Source organism: Microbispora sp. NBRC 16548 (assembly GCF_030268985.1).
GTDB classification, from domain to species: Bacteria; Actinomycetota; Actinomycetes; order Streptosporangiales; family Streptosporangiaceae; genus Microbispora; species Microbispora catharanthi.
Genome location: NZ_BSSF01000026.1, coordinates 56,852 through 72,552, shown reverse-complemented (window position 1 = coordinate 72,552; position 15,701 = coordinate 56,852). Strand labels below are relative to the sequence as shown.

The 15,701-nt window shown below is 69.5% G+C and carries 16 protein-coding genes, 1 tRNA gene and 1 pseudogene; 8 read left to right on the top strand and 10 right to left on the bottom strand.

Going from position 1 to position 15,701, the window contains the following annotated elements; translation table 11 throughout:
• Both QSK36_RS40420 and QSK36_RS40415 read right to left on the bottom strand, forming a co-directional pair.
• A pseudogene (locus QSK36_RS40420) lies at positions 1-241 on the bottom strand (glycoside hydrolase); the annotation flags it as partial.
• A gap of 241 nt (positions 242-482) precedes the next feature.
• Positions 483-2,114 carry an OmpA family protein gene (locus QSK36_RS40415; RefSeq protein WP_285786059.1) on the bottom strand — a complete coding sequence of 544 codons (1,632 nt, stop codon included), beginning with the start codon at positions 2,112-2,114 and terminating at the stop codon, positions 483-485.
• 101 nt (positions 2,115-2,215) lie between these two features.
• Here QSK36_RS40415 and QSK36_RS40410 point away from each other — a divergent pair, with 101 nt between their 5' ends.
• Positions 2,216-3,160, top strand: a complete 945-nt coding sequence (locus QSK36_RS40410; protein WP_285786058.1) for a Gfo/Idh/MocA family protein — start codon at positions 2,216-2,218, stop codon at positions 3,158-3,160.
• A 19-nt stretch (positions 3,161-3,179) separates the two neighbouring features.
• Here the strand turns inward: QSK36_RS40410 and QSK36_RS40405 are convergent, their stop codons facing one another.
• On the bottom strand, positions 3,180-4,781 hold the full coding sequence (locus QSK36_RS40405) for an alpha/beta hydrolase (protein ID WP_285786057.1): 1,602 nt from the start codon (positions 4,779-4,781) through the stop codon (positions 3,180-3,182).
• Positions 4,782-5,134: 353 nt separating this feature from the next.
• On the opposite strand from QSK36_RS40405, the gene QSK36_RS40400 reads away from it, so the two are divergent.
• A tRNA-Thr gene (locus tag QSK36_RS40400) sits at positions 5,135-5,211 on the top strand.
• 68 nt (positions 5,212-5,279) lie between these two features.
• Here the strand turns inward: QSK36_RS40400 and QSK36_RS40395 are convergent.
• The 3 genes from QSK36_RS40395 to QSK36_RS40385 all read right to left on the bottom strand — a co-directional run bounded on the left by QSK36_RS40395 (position 5,280) and on the right by QSK36_RS40385 (position 6,652).
• Positions 5,280-5,498 (bottom strand): tyrosine-type recombinase/integrase, encoded by a 219-nt coding sequence (locus tag QSK36_RS40395; RefSeq protein WP_285786056.1) that lies wholly within the window; start codon positions 5,496-5,498, stop codon positions 5,280-5,282.
• A 171-nt stretch (positions 5,499-5,669) separates the two neighbouring features.
• Complete coding sequence (locus QSK36_RS40390; protein WP_285786055.1) at positions 5,670-6,044, bottom strand: hypothetical protein; 375 nt, start codon at positions 6,042-6,044, stop codon at positions 5,670-5,672.
• A 281-nt stretch (positions 6,045-6,325) separates the two neighbouring features.
• The gene (locus tag QSK36_RS40385; RefSeq protein WP_285786054.1) at positions 6,326-6,652 is read right to left on the bottom strand and encodes a hypothetical protein; all 327 of its coding nucleotides are present in this window, start codon (positions 6,650-6,652) and stop codon (positions 6,326-6,328) included.
• 321 nt (positions 6,653-6,973) lie between these two features.
• On the opposite strand from QSK36_RS40385, the gene QSK36_RS40380 reads away from it, so the two are divergent.
• From QSK36_RS40380 to QSK36_RS40370, 3 genes are all read left to right on the top strand, one after another.
• On the top strand, positions 6,974-7,600 hold the full coding sequence (locus QSK36_RS40380; RefSeq protein ID WP_285786053.1) for a hypothetical protein: 627 nt from the start codon (positions 6,974-6,976) through the stop codon (positions 7,598-7,600).
• Between the two features lie 168 nt (positions 7,601-7,768).
• Positions 7,769-8,929, top strand: coding sequence for a molybdopterin-dependent oxidoreductase (locus tag QSK36_RS40375; RefSeq protein ID WP_285786052.1), 1,161 nt, complete (start codon positions 7,769-7,771; stop codon positions 8,927-8,929).
• The gene (locus tag QSK36_RS40370) at positions 8,926-9,336 is read left to right on the top strand and encodes a hypothetical protein (protein ID WP_183543253.1); all 411 of its coding nucleotides are present in this window, start codon (positions 8,926-8,928) and stop codon (positions 9,334-9,336) included. The genes QSK36_RS40375 and QSK36_RS40370 overlap by 4 nt, the downstream gene beginning before the upstream one ends.
• A gap of 133 nt (positions 9,337-9,469) precedes the next feature.
• On the opposite strand, the gene QSK36_RS40365 is transcribed toward QSK36_RS40370, so the two are convergent.
• Entirely contained in the window at positions 9,470-9,694 is a 225-nt protein-coding gene (locus QSK36_RS40365; RefSeq protein ID WP_285786051.1) for a hypothetical protein, read from the bottom strand.
• On the bottom strand, positions 9,691-10,359 hold the full coding sequence (locus QSK36_RS40360; protein WP_285786050.1) for an RNA polymerase sigma factor: 669 nt from the start codon (positions 10,357-10,359) through the stop codon (positions 9,691-9,693). The genes QSK36_RS40365 and QSK36_RS40360 overlap by 4 nt, the downstream gene beginning before the upstream one ends.
• Positions 10,360-10,460: 101 nt before the next feature.
• Between QSK36_RS40360 and QSK36_RS40355 the strand changes: the two genes are divergently transcribed.
• Both QSK36_RS40355 and QSK36_RS40350 read left to right on the top strand, forming a co-directional pair.
• Positions 10,461-10,946, top strand: a complete 486-nt coding sequence (locus QSK36_RS40355) for a redoxin domain-containing protein (protein ID WP_285786049.1) — start codon at positions 10,461-10,463, stop codon at positions 10,944-10,946.
• 232 nt (positions 10,947-11,178) lie between these two features.
• On the top strand, positions 11,179-12,231 hold the full coding sequence (locus QSK36_RS40350; RefSeq protein ID WP_285786048.1) for a serine hydrolase domain-containing protein: 1,053 nt from the start codon (positions 11,179-11,181) through the stop codon (positions 12,229-12,231).
• Positions 12,232-12,245: 14 nt separating this feature from the next.
• Here QSK36_RS40350 and QSK36_RS40345 read toward each other — a convergent pair whose 3' ends face one another.
• Both QSK36_RS40345 and QSK36_RS40340 read right to left on the bottom strand, forming a co-directional pair.
• Complete coding sequence (locus QSK36_RS40345; RefSeq protein ID WP_285786047.1) at positions 12,246-12,704, bottom strand: iron chaperone; 459 nt, start codon at positions 12,702-12,704, stop codon at positions 12,246-12,248.
• 56 nt (positions 12,705-12,760) lie between these two features.
• Positions 12,761-13,216, bottom strand: a complete 456-nt coding sequence (locus QSK36_RS40340; protein WP_183543263.1) for a carboxymuconolactone decarboxylase family protein — start codon at positions 13,214-13,216, stop codon at positions 12,761-12,763.
• Between the two features lie 164 nt (positions 13,217-13,380).
• On the opposite strand from QSK36_RS40340, the gene QSK36_RS40335 reads away from it, so the two are divergent.
• The gene (locus QSK36_RS40335) at positions 13,381-15,627 is read left to right on the top strand and encodes an ATP-binding protein (protein WP_285786046.1); all 2,247 of its coding nucleotides are present in this window, start codon (positions 13,381-13,383) and stop codon (positions 15,625-15,627) included.
• Positions 15,628-15,701: the final 74 nt, after the last annotated feature.

The following is a 15,701-nucleotide window of genomic DNA, read 5'->3' as shown; positions in this document are numbered from 1 at the left end:
TGTCCGCCGACGACCAGACGCGCCAGTCCTTCATGGTGAAGTACGTCGATCCGTCCTCGTCGTGTCCGGTGTAGAGGTAGACCCGGCCGTTGTAGACCAGCGGCGCCGGGTCGGCGGTGTAGATGGTTTGCACGATCGGGTTGTCCGCCCGGGCCGCGCCGGCCGGGAGCAACGCCAGCACGCACAGCAGGCCCACCATCCAGGCGACCGTGCGTCTGGACAGTGAAAAAGCAGATCTCACATGCGCCTCCTCAGGTGGTGGTCGCTCTCCGTGCGCTCGAATCGGAGTTAAAGTAATGTGAGCGTTAACAATTCATGGAGGGCGACCGCGGTCATGCGGCGGAGCCAATCCCATGCATGAGGGCCGGTCAAGGTGCCGGGCTCACCGAAGCGGCGGTCAGCGGTCGTATCACCTGTGCCGAACTGGGTTCGGAGTTTCGCCGAGCGGGCCACCGCGTGTGAAAGTTTCACCTTTGAGAGAATTAACGTACGGGCACGTGGTCGATCTTTCCGAAAGGGCCGGCGTCGAAGGTCACGCTCGTGACGCCCGGCGGCGGCGCCGGCACGTAGAAGAAGCCGCGGTTGCCCGTGCCCGGCTTGACGTTGAACGTCGCCCAGCCCGGGTCCACGTAGTCATCAGGGCCCCGCGGGTCGTCCGGTCCCATCCGTACGGCGCGATAGACGGTCCGCGAGGCGGGACCGACGACCGAGAAGCCGGTGTACCAGCCGCCGATGTAGGCGATGTCCCCGCCGTACCCGGTCCCCGCGCCGAGGTCCCCCGGGCCGAGATTGACGATGTCGAACACCGCGACGAGGTAGGCGCCGTCGCGGTAGAAGGGCTTCACGTCGATGCGCAGTCGCTGCCCGGACGGCTGCTTTGCGGAGGTCCGGCTGGCGACGGTCTCGCCGTCGTCCGCGTGGAACGGGGCCGGCCGTCCCCCGCCTGCGGCGGGCTCGGCGGCATGGGTCCCGGCGGTTTCCGAGGCCGTGGAGCCGCCGGTCGGTTGCTTGATCCGATAGGAGATCTCGACGCGCCGGTTCTCGGCACGCGCCTCCTCGTCGTCCGCCCCGCCTTCGCGGGCGACGGGCTCGGTCTCGCCCTTGCCCGTCGCGCGGTAGCGGTACGCGCCGCCGAGGCGCGCCTGCAGCTCCTTGCGTACGGCCTCCGCGCGCCGCAGGGACAGGGCCATGTTGTACGCGTGCGTGCCCTTGCCGTCTGTGTGACCCTCGATGAGGATGGGGGGCTTGCCCGGATCGGCCTTCTCCCGGGTCTCCTTCGCGACGTCGTCGAGCACGGCCCTGGCCCGTGCCGTGAGCCTGTCCGAGTCGAAGGCGAACAGCACATCGGTGCGCAGGCCCACGGTCTCGTCGCCGCCGCTCGCGACGGTCGTCTTCTCCGCGCCCTCGGTGATGCCGTACAGGTCCTCAACGCTGCCGGTGACCCGCCCGGCCGGTTCACGCACCGGCCAGGACACCGTGGTGCCCGGCGCGGGCGTGCTGCCGGGGGCGGCCGTAGGTGACACGGCGCCGCCGGAACCGGTCCCGTCCACCACGGGCACGCCGGTGAACTCACCCGCCGTTCCCGCCGTGATCGCGGTGACCATACGGACGCTCGCCGGGATCGGCGGGTAGTACACGACGGTCTCGTAGCGCACGCCGGGCTGGTAGTAGCCGGGTTTGCTGCCCAGCGTCCCCACCTGGTCGGTCAGGGGGTGGTAGACCTTGCCGCCGACCGGGTCGATGAGAGGGATGCGGTAGCTGAGGAGGTCGCCGGCCGCCGTCCCGAACGAGTTCCCGGCGTGGCGTGCCTCGTCCTCCAGCGAGGTGACCGTGAAGCGGAGGACGGACCTGTCGGCGAACCGCTCCACCTCGCGCATCTCCACCCGCGCGTGGAGAGGGCCGGTGGGGCCGAACCACCCCTCCTTCGCCAGGGGCGGCCCTTCCTCGGCCGGCGTCGTCCCCGTGGAGGTGACGGACGGCGAGGGCCGAGCCGGGGAGGCGCCCTCGGAGGAGGCCGCCCGGGGCCCGCCGAACACCCCGCATCCGGACACCGTCAGGACCGCGACCATGGTCACTGGAAGGGTCAGCTCGCGTGAGCGCCACCGGTAAGCCATGTGCCGGAATTGTAGGGACGTGGACACGTGGCCCGTCCGAAAAAGGAGTTGAGGACGACTCTGTACTCCTCTGTACGGTTGGCGCGAGGAGGACGCCTTTCATGAGCGATCGGGTCAGGGTTGGGTTCGTCGGGCTGGGGATCATCGCCCGCAGCCATTTCGAGGTGCTCGCCGCGCGGCCCGAGGTCGTCGCGGAGTTCGCCGTCGATCCGAAGGTCACGGAACCGCCCGCGTTCCGCGGAACAACGCCCGCGCACTACCGCGACCTCGCCGAGGCGCTGGGCGCGCACCAGCCGGACCTGATCGTGATCGCCACTCCGACGCAGACGCACGAGGATCTGACGACGCAGGCGCTGACGCTGTCCTCGGCGAGAGTGCTGGTGGAAAAGCCGCTCGTCCACGATCTCGCCGCACTCGCCCGGCTCCGCGAGCTGGACGGGAAGGCCGACGTCCGCGGCCGGGTGTTCACCGCGCACCACTTCGCGTTCGCGCCCGAGGTCCGCTGGGCGGCGGAGCAGATCGCCCGGCATCCCGAGTGGGGTCCGATCACCCGGGTCACCTCGGCCTTCTACGACCCTTACATCCTGCGGGGCGAGCAGGCGTTCGCGTCATACGTGTCGAGCTGGGTGGACTCAGGGGTGAACCAGCTCAGCATGCTCGCCCGCTTCGTCGAGCCGGCCTCGCTGACCTCGCTGCGTCAGATGGACGGCGGCGCGAGCGCCTGGGCCACCTGCGAGTACCGCTCTCGCGGCAGGACCGGTCTGGCCTCGCTCCGATCGAGCTGGCTCACCGGCGAAAGCAGCAAGGGGACGACCTTCACCCTCGGCGAGACCGACGTGGAGGTGGTCATCGATCACACCGCGAACACCGGCTTCGCCGCACGGGCGGGCACCCTGCTCGCGGCGTACGGCCACGACGGCCGCACTCCCAGGAAGACGGCGCGCCACCGGCCGCTGTACGAGAGCCTGCTGTCCGACGCACCCGATCCCGTGCTCGGCTTCGACACGACCGTGACGATCACCGAGCTGCACCACTGGAGGCCCTGAGCTCCGGGGGCCGCGCCTGTCAGCCCGTCTTCGGGCAGACGGTGCCGCTCTTGGGCGCGCGCAGGGCGAGCAGGTAGTCGTCGACCGCGTTGTCCACGCACGTGGAGCCGCTGCGGTAGGCCGTGTGGCCGTCGCCGTCGTACCCGAGGAGCACGCCCGAGTTCAGCTCCGAGGCGAGCCCCTGAGCCCACTCGTACGGCGTGGCGGGGTCGCGCAGCGTGCCGACGACGAGGATCGGCGGCGCGCCGGCGGCCTTGAGCGGCTTGTCGGTGCCGACGGACTTCGCGGGCCAGTAGGCGCAGGGCAGCGATCCCCACATCACGAACGGCCCGAAGTGCGGCGCCGCCTTGGCGGCCTCGCCCGCGGCCTGCCGGTACGCGTCGAGCGCCTTGGGGAACGGGTGGTCCACGCAGTTGACGGCCATGTTCGCCTCGGTCTGGTTCGAGTACGAACCGTCGGACCGCCGGTCGACCAGGAGGTCGGCCATCTGGAGCAGGTCCGTCCCGTTGCCCTCGTTGATCGCCTTGCTCAGGGCCTCCCGCAGCCGGGGCCAGGCCGCGCGCTCGTACAGCGGGGTGGCGATGCCGATGACGGCCCACGCCTCGTTGACCACCCGGCCGTCGCCGAGGTCGTTCTTCAGCGGCTGCCGGTCGGCGTTCGCCAGCAGATCGCTGATCTCCTTCATCGCGCCGTCCACCGTACGGCTCTTGAAGGGGCAGGAGCCGTTGAGGAAGCAGTCCTCCACGAAGGCCTTCAGCGCCACCTCGAAGCCCTTCGCCTGCACCTCGTTGGACTTCAGCGACGGCACGGCCGGATCCACCGCGCCGTCGAGCACGAGTGCCCGCACGCGCTTGGGGAACAGGTCGGCGTACATCGCGCCCAGATAGGTGCCGTACGACTTGCCGAGGTAGGTGAGACCGGGGTCGCCGAGGACGCCGCGCAGGACGTCCATGTCCCTGGCCGCGTCGGCCGTGCCGACGTGGGGGAGCAGACGGGCCGACTTGGCTCCGCAGCTGTCGGCGAACAGCTTGGACTCCTTGTCGAGCGCCGTGACCTCCGCAGGAGTGTCCGGGCTCGAGTCCATCCCGATGTACGCGTCGAGCTGGGAGCCCGTCATGCACGTGACGGGGGTCGACTCGCCCACGCCACGGGGGTCGAACCCCACGATGTCGTACTGGGCGCGCACCTTGTCGCTCACCACGGATCGGGCGGCCCGCGCGTACTGGATGCCGGAGCCTCCGGGACCACCCGGGTTGATGAGCAGGGAGCCGGCGCGCTTGCCGGTGGCCGGCAGGCGGATCACGCTGAGTTCGATGCGCTCGCCTGAGGGCTTCGTGTAGTCGAGCGGCACCTGGATCTTGGCGCACTGGAAGCCGTCGCCGCACGTGCGCCACGTGGGCCGCTGCGCGTAGAACGGGCGCATTTCGGCTGTGGGCGCCTCGACCGCCGGCTGTGCCTTCGCACCTGCGCTCGGCTGCTCGGAGGTGGTCGGGGCGTGGCTGGAACACGCCGTGAACGGCAGCAGCGCGGCCAGCGCCGCGACCGCCATCCGCCGGCTCGGACCGCCGCCGTACCGCGTACGCAGCGGTGTGACCTTCGCTTTCTGTCCGGCCGATCGCATACCCGTCGTTTCCCCTGCCGTCGCCTGCGTGACGAGGAACAGCATGCCGTCTGCCGAGGGCGGGCGGCGACCTCCCGACAAGGGCCGCGAAGGATGAGGTCGAATGTCTGGCGGCCCGTGGGCGCCGTCGGGCGAGACAGGGCGCTTTTCCTGTGACAGATGCGCCTGGTATGACACGTTTCTGCTGGTCATCGGGTAAAGGGAAACCCTGTAGGCGGCTGAGTAAGTTTTACCGATCTCCGTGGTGAGCATCGGGCTCCCCGGGCGGGATCAGAGGGCCGCGACGCTCCCGGCGGCGCCGGTGCACGAGAACCGCGATGACCCTGTAGACTGTGCGAAGCCGCTCGCGGCGTGCCGCCTTAGCTCAGTCGGCCAGAGCACTTCACTCGTAATGAAGGGGTCAAGGGTTCGATTCCCTTAGGCGGCTCCACCACAAAGGCCCTCCCGGAGAACCGGCGAGGGCCTTTGCGTGTCTATCTGCGTGACTACCGTTCCCGATCACTTCTTGAAGATGCGATCCATGACCACTGCACTCTCCTGGAGGACAGGCCGGATCTGCTTGCGATAGACCAACTCGGTGACGGCCGTGCTGCTGTGGCCGACCAACCGTGAGATCTCTTCGAGCGGGATGCCGTTGTCCGAGAGCAGCGAGACGAAGCTGTGCCGCAGCTCCCGGGGAGTCCACTCCTTCGGGTTGAGATCAGTCTGTTTGATCACGGGGCACGGAACGCCCTCCGGACGTTGTGAGCGAAGGTCACCGGGCACATGGAACACGCGAAGCCGAGCTTGCCCCTCCGTCGCCGTCCCGCTGCCCCTCCGGGGCGGGTCGAAGGCAGACGGGAAGATCAGGACGGGGTAAAACGCTGGCGCCGGCGCATTCCGGAGGTCTCAGCAGAACACCAGGGGAACGCCCTGCCGGATGCACACCTGCAAGACTTCGATCAGGTCTTGTCCCCGTTCCGCGTACGCCTGCCAGTGTTCCGACGGCCTAGTACGCCATGCCGAGATGATCTCCGAGAGGCGAGGTAACACCTGGGCGCATTCAGCTGCCGTCAGATCGCCACTGTCGTCTGGATGATTCAGCAGGGGGGCGAGGATTGTCTCCACCGTGTCCCATGAGCGGTCACCGCCAAATCCGACCATCGAATCGAGGTCGAACCCCTCTGCTGTCGCCAGTTCCCTTCGGAAGTGGCCGAACCAGGTGCACGACCAGCTCACGTTACAGGTGACATCGTCGTTATCTGGAGTGAGTATCACGCCCACTCGAACACCCCCTGCATCACACCTACGGGAGATAGTAGTGCCACAAGGGAACCTCTGAGTCATGGCTGGCTCGCGGTTGTAGCTGGAAGCCACGGGTCCAAAAGGTGATGGGGCCGGGGCGCTTTCAGGGCACACCGCCTTAGAAAACGCTGGCAAGCGATGGCAAGGAACGGAAGCGTTTTCGCACGTCGCTGAGGGTGTCGAGGTTATCCGCCCAGATCACAAGCACGCGAAATCAGAACCCGGCCTACAGGCCGACTCAAGGCCTCGCCTGACTCCAACTACGGCTCCAATGGGGCATCGCTCCATCGGAACCAGGCGCGCTGTCCGTTTATGTGTAGAAGGAAGTCCGCAACAGGCAGGTCTTCGGGTGTAATCAACTCTAGTTGGTCGCTGATGCGCTCGTACACGGCTTCCCAGGCTTCGTAATCGAGGTTGCCGTCTGCCTCGATCAGGGCAAGTTCTTGCTTAAACAGCGGTTCCACGGCCGCGTACCCGGGGTAGGCGACGAAACGTCCCGACAGCCAGGGGAAATCGCCGTCGCCGTTCAGATGTATGTCACCGAGTACTTCATCGCCGCGACGCAGTTGCCAGACGCGCTCGACCACACCCAGGACCATACCCCTACCGATAAGCATCGGGCGGCAGCTAAGGGTTAGTTCCACCACCGGCGGCTCTATCTGTACAGCAGTGGCGTACAGCAACACGGCCTCACATGACCACACACCACCAGCCTTGTAACTACCCAGCGAACAGGGCGAGGAGCCCTCTACCTTGTGACTGGCTCCCTTTTGCAAGCAGGCAGTCCCGCTGCCGTGACTGCCACACCGGGTTCCTGCGAGAGGACGAACCGGAGGATGTCACTGGCGTCCGATTGGATGGGACTCATGACTGCTCATGATGTAGCCCGGCTATTACCGGATGTCCCAGTGCTTCGCGACCTGTGCCGCTCTCTAGCGGTACTGGAAGCGGTGCTGAGCCCGGACTGGGCGAGCCGCTACCACTCCTTCGATGCGAACTGGGGGCCGGGAGAAGAGATGGCCTCAATGCGGAACGGCTCGGGGGATGAGTATTCCATCGTCTTCTCAGCCGGAGGCGCGTACATTCGCGGCTTCGATCACGAGGCGGTGATGAGCCCGTACGAGAACGACGGGCCGTGGTCAGGGGTGCTCGATTCGGTCCCTCACGCCTTCCGCCACTGTGTGGAGGAGCCCGCGTTCTGCGACGAGGACGGCACGCCGATCGTGACTGCCTGCCTGTGGCGTGAGTCCGGCGATGGTCGCTGGCAGGTGGGAGAGATCGAATACCCGGACGACGAGAGCGACCCGGACGGCGCCGCGCACCTTTTCGGGCTGCTCGTCGATCCGTCGCCGGAGGCGTTCCAGCGGTTTGCCGAGGACTACTACGAAGTCCCCCTGAACCTCGGTGCGGTGCGGCACGTCTATGCCCTTCGTCCGCTGACGCAAGCGGTGGTCTATTCGCTGAATCCCGAGCTCACCTTGCAGGACCTTGCCGATGACCTTGCGGCGTGTCGGTATCCGTCTTCCAGTGAGTGATGCAGACAGTCCGGCGGGCATCCGGTGGTTTCCGCGCCGCTTTCTCCCAGTGGCCCGTCACTGATCCGTAAGCATTCGCGAGCCCGGGTGGCGGTATGGTCGCGAATGTGCTTGTGAATTTCCTTCCCGGAGCGGATCTCGATTCGCCGCCGTGCCGGGAAAACGAGGATGCGTGATTCCGCCGTGAAGGAACGCGTCGAAACGCTGATGCGGGGCGTGCCCGGCCGCTTCACCAGCGGGCTGCACTCCGAACGGGTGGCCGCCCGGCTCGGCCTGTGGCTCGGAATCAGCTTCACCCTCGCCTTCGCCACAGGCCTGTTCAGCCACTTCATGCAGCATCCCCCCGGCCGGCTGGCGTGGCCGTCCCGGCCGGTCGGGCTCTACCGAGTCACGCAGGGCCTGCACGTGATCGGCGGGCTGGCGACGATTCCGCTGCTTCTCGCGAAACTCTGGACCGTTTATCCCAAGCTCTGGCAGTGGCCACCCTTCCGGTCGTTCTCTCACGCCGTGGAACGCGCGCTCGTGCTCGTTCTCGTCGGTGCTTCGCTGTTTCAGTCGATAACTGGATTGCTGAACGTCTCGTACGCCTACCTCTGGCCGTTCTCCTTTCCGGCCGCGCACTACTGGACGGCATACCTCCTGTACGGGGCCCTGGTCATTCACGTCGTGAACGAATGGGCGAAGGTGCGCAGGCAGTTGTGGACGCGGGAAGAGGTCGAGCCACGGGAGGCGGCCACGACGCGGCGGCGTTTCCTCGGCACCGTGGCCGCTGCGTCGGGCCTCACCGTCCTGTTCACGGTGGGCGAGACGTACGCGCCGCTTTCCGGCCTTGCCCTGCTTGCGCCGCGCGATCCGCATGCCGGTCCGCAGGGCCTGCCGGTCAACAAGTCCGCGGCGGCGGCGGGAGTGACCGCGGTGATCCACGATCCGGGATACCGGCTTACCGTCACCGGCGCGGTGCGCACGCCGCTGGCCCTCGCGTACGACGACCTGCTGCGGCTCCCCCAGCACACCGTCCGGCTGCCGATCGCCTGCGTGGAGGGCTGGAGCGCCGAGGCCGAATGGTCGGGCATCCGGTTGCGTGACCTCGCCGCCCTGGCGGGTGTCGCGCCGGACGCCGTGCTCACGGTCGAGTCGCTGGAGAGGGGCGGGGGGTACCGGTCGAGCGAGGTGCGGCCACCGCACTGGAACGACCCGCTCACGCTGCTGGCTTTGCGGATCGACGGCGCGCCGCTCGCGCCCGACCACGGTTTCCCCGTACGGCTGATCGCGCCGAACAGGCCGGGTGTCCTGCAGACCAAGTGGGTGTCGAAGGTGGTGGCGGTGTGAACGTGGGGCGTTCGCTGGGGTACGGCCTGGGCGGCGCACTGGTCGTGGCCGGGATCGCCGGCCTGGTCGTGGACGCTCGTCTGACCGACCCGCTCGGCTGGGCCCTGTGGTTCGGCGGCCTGATCGTGGCGCACGACGGAGTGCTCGTGCCCTTGGTTCTGCTCGCCGGCGTGGCCGTCGGGAGGCTGCGCGAGCCGTCTCCGGTGCGGGCGGGGCTGACCGTCGCAGCCGTGCTGTCCCTCGTCGCCCTGCCGATGGTCGCGGGCATCGGCAGGCGGGCCGACAACTCCTCACTCCTGCCGCTGGACTACGGGCGGAACCTGCTCGTCGTGCTGGGCCTGATCGCGCTCGTGACGGCGCTCACCATGATCGCCCTGCGGCTCCGAGGGAGCCGCCGGCGCGGCTAGAAGCCCTGGACGCCGCGTACGCCGACATCGTGGTCGGCCTCTGGCGGGCTCTCTGAACGGCCCGGCGCGAGCCGTGGGAACCGACAGCGCGGGGCCGCGCTGACCGGCAGGGCGGCCCGCGCCGGCCGCGCGCTCAGCCGGCGGTGCCCGACACCGCGGCGAGCAGGCCCTCGAAATCCTCGGAGCAGGGGCCGCAGGCACGCAGGTGCGCGACGATCCCCGGGTATCGCCGCCGTGCGGTCTCCGGGTGCCGCGTCACGAGTTCGACGTACACGTGGAGCAGGTCCATCGCCTTCTCACAGCCCACGTCGCGCGGGTCGGTGCCCAGGAACCGGTCGAGCTCATCCCAGCCGTTCATGACCGCCTCGAAGTGCCGATGTCCAGATAGCCTCGGGCGACGAGCGCGGCGCGCAGCTTCCGCCTGGCGTCGAACATCGCCTTGTAGATGGCGTTGCGGTTCGTGTCCAGCTCGACGGCCAGAGCGTCCGTCGGGACGCCCTTGAGCACGATCGCGACGAAGATCTGGCGCTGCCGTTCGGTGAGTTCCTCGTCCACGGCCCGGCGCAGCGTGGCGAGCAGATCATGCCGCTCGCAGCGTTCGGCCGGGTCGAACCCGAACCGGTCCGGCAGGCGCTCCCAGTCCTCCCCCTCCAGCGACACTCCCGGGTTACGCCAGAAGTGGCGCCCGAGCTTGGCCGACACCTCCAGCACGGCGAACTTGTAGGCCCAGGTGGTGAACCGGCTCTCACCGCGGAACTCACCGAGCTTCGCGATCACGGCCAGCAGGGCGTCGGCCGCGGCCTGGTGAGCCACGTCGTCCAGCTCGGGTCCGGCGAGGCGCAACCGCGGGGCGCGCCTGCGCACCTCGTTGCCCGCGACGCGCAGCAGGATCGCGTGCAGCCGTTCCACGGCCGCCTCCCGCTCCACTCCGGCGCCGCCGAGCGTACGCAGCCACTCGGCCGACTCCGCGTCGCCCGAGGCGGGGGTGGCCTGGTCATCCCCGAGACCGGGATCCGCCGCCATGCGTCCGATGCTATTCGACCGCCCTCAGGAGGTAAGACCTCGGCCGGCGGTGACGCGAAGACAGTGTCAGCACATCGTCCCGACACGAGAGGAACATCGACATGACACTGCTTCACCCCGGCGACCGGTTTCCCGACCTGGCCGTGGCCCTTCCCGGCGGGGAGACCCTGCACCTGCCCGGCGCGCTGGCCGGAAGCTTCGGCGCCGTCCTCTTCTACCGGGGTTCGTGGTGCCCCTACTGTAAGGCGCAGTTGCGCGCCTTCCAGCGGTCGCTGGACACCCTCACCGGCGTGGAAGCCAAGGTGGTGGCCCTGTCGGTGGACGACGAGGCCACGACGGGGGAACTGGCCGCCACACTCCGGCTGGACTTCCCGGTCGGTCACAGCGCCGACCCGGACCTCCTGGCCCGCGCGACCGGCGCTTTCGTCAACGACGACCCCAGGTATGTTCAGTCGACCGGCTTCGTGCTCGACCCCGAGGGTCGGGTCGTCGTCAGCGTCTACTCCAGCGGCGCGATCGGCCGTCTCGTCCCCGACGACGTCGTCGGCCTGATCCGCTACATCCGGGAGCACTCGCCCGCCGCCTGAACTTCCTTGCGCGTCGCGCGCACGGGCGGGGCGACACGGGCAGGCCGGAACGTCACCGGCCTGCCCGGCCGGATCCTGGCGGCGCCGAGTCGGCTATCGCTCCTACCGCGGCGCACGGGCGGCGGTGCGGGTGACGCTGCGTGCCGACGTCCGGGGCCGACGCTGTATCGGCGATCCGGGTGACCGAATGCCGATTGCCTTCGGCTGACCTCCGTTCCTAGGGTGAGTGGCCGTGATCAACGGAACGGTGGAACCGGGTTTCGAGCACGTACGGGACGTTTTCGCCGATGTGCTGAAGCGGCAGGCTGGAGGAGCGGGGGCGGCGGTTGCCGCCCAGTTGGACGGCCGATGGGTCGTCGACCTGTGGGGCGGGCCAGGCTGGTCACGCGACAGCATCGTCATGCCGTACTCCGTGACCAAACCGTTCGCGGCGGTCTGTGCGTTGCTCCTCGTGGATCGGGGCGTGCTGGAGTTGGACGCCCCGATGCAGCGTTACTGGCCCGAGTTCACCGCGCCGGCGACCGTACGACATGTCCTGTCGCACCAGGCCGGCGTGGTGGCGCTGGACCGACCGGTGCCCACCGAGACCTTCTACGACTGGGGCCGGCTGTGCGCGCTTCTCGCCGCGCAGGAGCCGTCGTGGGAGCCGGGCACCGCGCACGGCGAGTCGGCGTTGTTCTACGGGCACCTGGTCGGCGAACTGGTCCGGCGCACCGACGGGCGGACGCTCGGCCGCTTTCTCGCCGAGGAGGTCTGCGGCCCACACGAGCTGGACTTTCACATCGGCCTCGGCCCCGCGGAACAGGCACGGGCGATCGAGCTGACCGGATTGACCCCGGCCTTCCGGGCCGCCGCGCTGGACGGCAAGCCCGACCTCTACTCCCGGGCGATCGGCAATCCGCCCGGTGCCCAGGACCCTGCCGTGGTCAACTCCGCCGCCTGGCGGGCCGCCGAGATCCCCGCTGTCAACGGCCACGGCACCGCCCGTGCAGCCGCCGGGTTCTACTCCGCGTTGCCGCGGCTGCTGTCAGCCGGCCTGCTCGCCGAGGCCACCACCGCCCAGTGCTCGGGGACGGACGCGGTCTTCGGGGCACAGACGACCTGGGGGCTGGGCTTCGGCATCGACGGTGACGACTACGGGATGGGCGGCCTGGGCGGCAACTACGCCGGAGCCGCCGGCTACTCTTTCGCCTTTCTCACTGGCCATGCCGGCGATTTCGACCGCGCCACCGACCTGGAGAACGCTCTGCGCGCCGTTCTCGGGCTGGGCCCGATTCCCGACTGACCGGCGCCCGGTCCTCAGCTCATCGCCTGCTTCAGGAGCGCTGCGATCCTCGCCTCGACGTCGGCGGTCATCTCGGTCAGGGCGTACGAGGCCGGCCACATGGCGCCTTCGTCGAGGTTCGCCTCGTCGCTGAAGCCGAGTGTCGCGTAGCGGGCCTTGAACTTCGCCGCAGCCTGGAAGAAGCAGATCATCTTGCCGTCGCGGGCGTACGCGGGCATCCCGTACCACAGCTTCGCCGTGAGGTCGGGCACCTGGGCTTTGATCAGGGCGTGCAGCCGCTCGGCGATCACCCGGTCGGACTCCGCCATTTCGGCGATCTTCGCGAGCACCTCGCTCTCCGTGTCGGCCTTGGCGCCGCGCCGAGCGCTCGTCTTCAGCTCCTTGGCGCGCTGCTTCATCGCGTCGCGCTCTTCCTCGGTGAACCCGTCGTACTTCTGGCCCTCGGGGGTGGTGGTCTTCGCGGTGTTCGACATGATGACTTCCTCTCTCTGTGAGATGTGGCTCGGGGTGGTGCTGGACGGGGGCGGTGTCACCACTGGCCCGCCTGCTGGCGGGTCGGCACGTTGAGCCGGTTGAAGGCGTTGGCGATCGCGATGTTGAGCAGCAGTGCGGCCAGCTCCTTCTGGTCGAAGTGCTTGGCGGCCATGTCCCACACCTGGTCCGGCACCGGGTCCGGGTGGTCGGCGAGCCGGGTCACGGCCTCGGTCAGGGCCAGCGCGGCGCGCTCCTCGTCGCTGAACCACGGCGTCTCCCGCCACGCGGCGACGGCGTGCACCTGGTCTGCGGTCACGCCGTGCCGCTGGGCCTGGTGGACGCCCCCGGCCACACAAGGAGCGCAGCCGTTGATCTGGCTGGCCCGCAGGTGGCTCAGCGCCAGCAGCCTGCCGTCCACTCCGGCACCCGCGATGGCGCTGTTGACCGCCATCAGGGCCTCCATCGCCTCGGGGATCAAAGCCGCCGGGTTCGGCATGCGCTCGGTCGACATCGCTTCTCCTTCGTCGCGGGTGTTTCCGACAGGAGCCATCCGACCATCGGCGTGCCGGGGCCCGCCTGGTCCGTGGGACACCGTGGGACACGCGGAACCCGGTTGACCAGCGCGAACGCATCGCCGATCCGTCTGCGTGGGCCGGGACGGGTACGGTGTTGCACGTGTCCAGCCCCCAGGAGCGACTGGTGGCTCAGCTCGCCCGGATCAAGGAGCTGAGCGGGCTCAGCCTGCGCGCCCTTGCCCGTCAGACGGAGCTGAGCAGCTCGTCGTTGTCGCGATACCTGACCGGCCAGCTCGTGCCGCCATGGGAGGCCGTCGTGGCGCTGTGCCGCGCTGTGGGACGCGATCCCCGGCCACTGCGCGCGCTGTGGGCCGAGGCGGCAGAAGCCGGCGCGGCGCCCGCCCGGCGCCGCAACGATCTGCCGGCCGACCTGTTCGACTTCACCGGCAGGGAAGCGGAGTCCGCGCTGGTCGAAGAGCTGCTGCGCACCACTGGCGCGGCCGCGGTCGACGGCATGGCCGGCGTGGGCAAGACCAGCCTGGCCGTGCATGTGGCCCATCGGCTCGTCCCCGCGTATCCGGACGGCGGGCTCTATCTCGACCTGCAGGGCTTCACCCCGGGGCAGGAGCCACTGGAGCCGCACGCCGCGCTGGGCCGGTTGCTGGGCGCGTTGGACGTCACGCACCCTCCGGCCGGCACCGCCGATCGCGCGGCGCTCTGGCGGTCGGAGCTGTCCCGCAGGCGGATTCTCGTCGTGCTCGACAACGCGGTCGACGCGGAGCAGGTGCGCCCGCTGCTCCCCGGCGCGGGGAAGTCCGCGGTCCTGCTCACCAGCCGTCACCGGCTGGTGAGCCTGGACGGAGTGCCGCCGGTGTCCCTGGAGCCGCTGACCGACGACGACGCGGTGCACCTGTTCGGCCGGGCGGCGGGGCTCTCGCTCACCGAAGAGGAAGCGGTCGGTCAGGTGCTGCGGCAGTGCGGCGGACTTCCGCTGGCGCTACGGATGGCGGGCGCGCGGCTTCGCCACCGCCCGGGCTGGACGGTGGCCGTGCTGGCCGAGCGGCTGCGTGCCACCCCCAGCCGCTTCGACTCCGCCTTCGGCATGTCGCTGCAGCAGCTCGACGCGGTCCAGCGTCGCATGTTCCGGCTGCTGGGCGTGCTGCCGGGCGCCGACTTCGACGCGGCGGTGGCGGGCGCGCTCACCGACATGCCGCCCGACCGGGCCGGCGCGTCGCTGGAGGAGCTGGTCGACGCCCACCTGGTCCAGGAGCCCTCGCCCGGGCGCTACCGGATGCACGATCTGATCCGGCAGTACGCGGCGGACATCGCCGCCGACGAGGAGCCGCGGGCCGAAGCCGCCCTGCGCCGGGTCCTCATGCACTACCTGGCGCAGGCCGTCGCCCACGAGCGGACCCTGCCCTCGCCGCACCGCAAGGAACCCTCGCCGGGAGATCCGGCGAGGGCCATGGCCTGGTTCGACCTCGAGTACGTCAACCTGGTGGCCTGCTTCGACGCCGCCGTGCGGCTCGGCGTGGACGAGGTGGTGGCCGAGCTGCCGCAGGCCATGCGGGTCTGGTTCTTCCGGCACCGCGGAACCGACGACCAGGCACGCCTGCTCGAAGCCGCCGCGGCCGCCGCGGCGCGTCTCGGCCGCGACCGGCAGCGGGCTTCGCTGCTCGCGGACCTCGGGTACGCCCGTGCCACCGCCGGACGCCTCACCGAGGCGCTTTCCGCCTACGAACTGGCCGAGCGGTCAGGGCCGGACGACGACATCGCAGCCGCCCTGGCGCTGCGGATCGGCATGGTGCGCCGGGATCTCGGTGACCTCGAAGCGGCACAGGCGCACTTCCGGCGGGCACGCGAGCTGTTCGAGAAGATCGGGCGCCAGGCGGGACAGTCCCAGGCGCTGGCCTTCGACGGATGGGTGACACTTCACCTCGGGCAGCGCGGCGAAGCCGTCGAACTCGCCCGGGCATCCGTCGCCCTGGCAGACGGGCCCGCACAGATCACCGGGCTGGTCACCCTCGGTCTCGCACTGGCGCCGGACGACCCGGCGGAGTCGCTGCGGACGCTGCGTGACGCGTTGAAGCTGTCCGAGCAGCACAATCTCCAGCACAACCAGGCGTGGTGCCACAACTGTCTCGGTGTCGCGCTGCGGATCACGGGCTCACCCGAGAAGGCGCTCGAACACCACCGGCGGGCCTTCGAGCTGCTGGAACCGCTGGCCGAGGTGCAGCTGGAGATCGATGTCCTGCACACCTACGCCGAGACGTGCCGCGCGGCGGGCCGCTATGACGAGGCGCTGACGCTGCTCGACCGGACCATCGAGCTCGCGCGTGAGCTGGGCCGGCCGTACGACGAGAAGCTCGCCCGCGCGGCGCGGGAGACCGTGCGCGCGGCCCGCTGAGCCGTCCCCGCCGTCCGTACGCGGCACCGGAACATTTCGGATGCCTTCTCATGATCCGGCCGGTTAGGTTGGGG

What these genes read in the sequence shown, in the direction of transcription:
- QSK36_RS40360 (WP_285786050.1), bottom strand. Translation starts at nt 10,359, where the DNA reads ATGGCGGCGGATCCCGGTCTCGGGGATGACCAGGCCACCCCCGCCTCG.
- QSK36_RS40405 (WP_285786057.1), bottom strand. Translation starts at nt 4,781, where the DNA reads ATGCGATCGGCCGGACAGAAAGCGAAGGTCACACCGCTGCGTACGCGG.
- QSK36_RS40375 (WP_285786052.1), top strand. Translation starts at nt 7,769, where the DNA reads ATGCGTGATTCCGCCGTGAAGGAACGCGTCGAAACGCTGATGCGGGGC.
- QSK36_RS40345 (WP_285786047.1), bottom strand. Translation starts at nt 12,704, where the DNA reads ATGTCGAACACCGCGAAGACCACCACCCCCGAGGGCCAGAAGTACGAC.
- QSK36_RS40365 (WP_285786051.1), bottom strand. Translation starts at nt 9,694, where the DNA reads ATGAACGGCTGGGATGAGCTCGACCGGTTCCTGGGCACCGACCCGCGC.
- QSK36_RS40415 (WP_285786059.1), bottom strand. Translation starts at nt 2,114, where the DNA reads ATGGCTTACCGGTGGCGCTCACGCGAGCTGACCCTTCCAGTGACCATG.
- QSK36_RS40355 (WP_285786049.1), top strand. Translation starts at nt 10,461, where the DNA reads ATGACACTGCTTCACCCCGGCGACCGGTTTCCCGACCTGGCCGTGGCC.
- QSK36_RS40340 (WP_183543263.1), bottom strand. Translation starts at nt 13,216, where the DNA reads ATGTCGACCGAGCGCATGCCGAACCCGGCGGCTTTGATCCCCGAGGCG.
- QSK36_RS40410 (WP_285786058.1), top strand. Translation starts at nt 2,216, where the DNA reads ATGAGCGATCGGGTCAGGGTTGGGTTCGTCGGGCTGGGGATCATCGCC.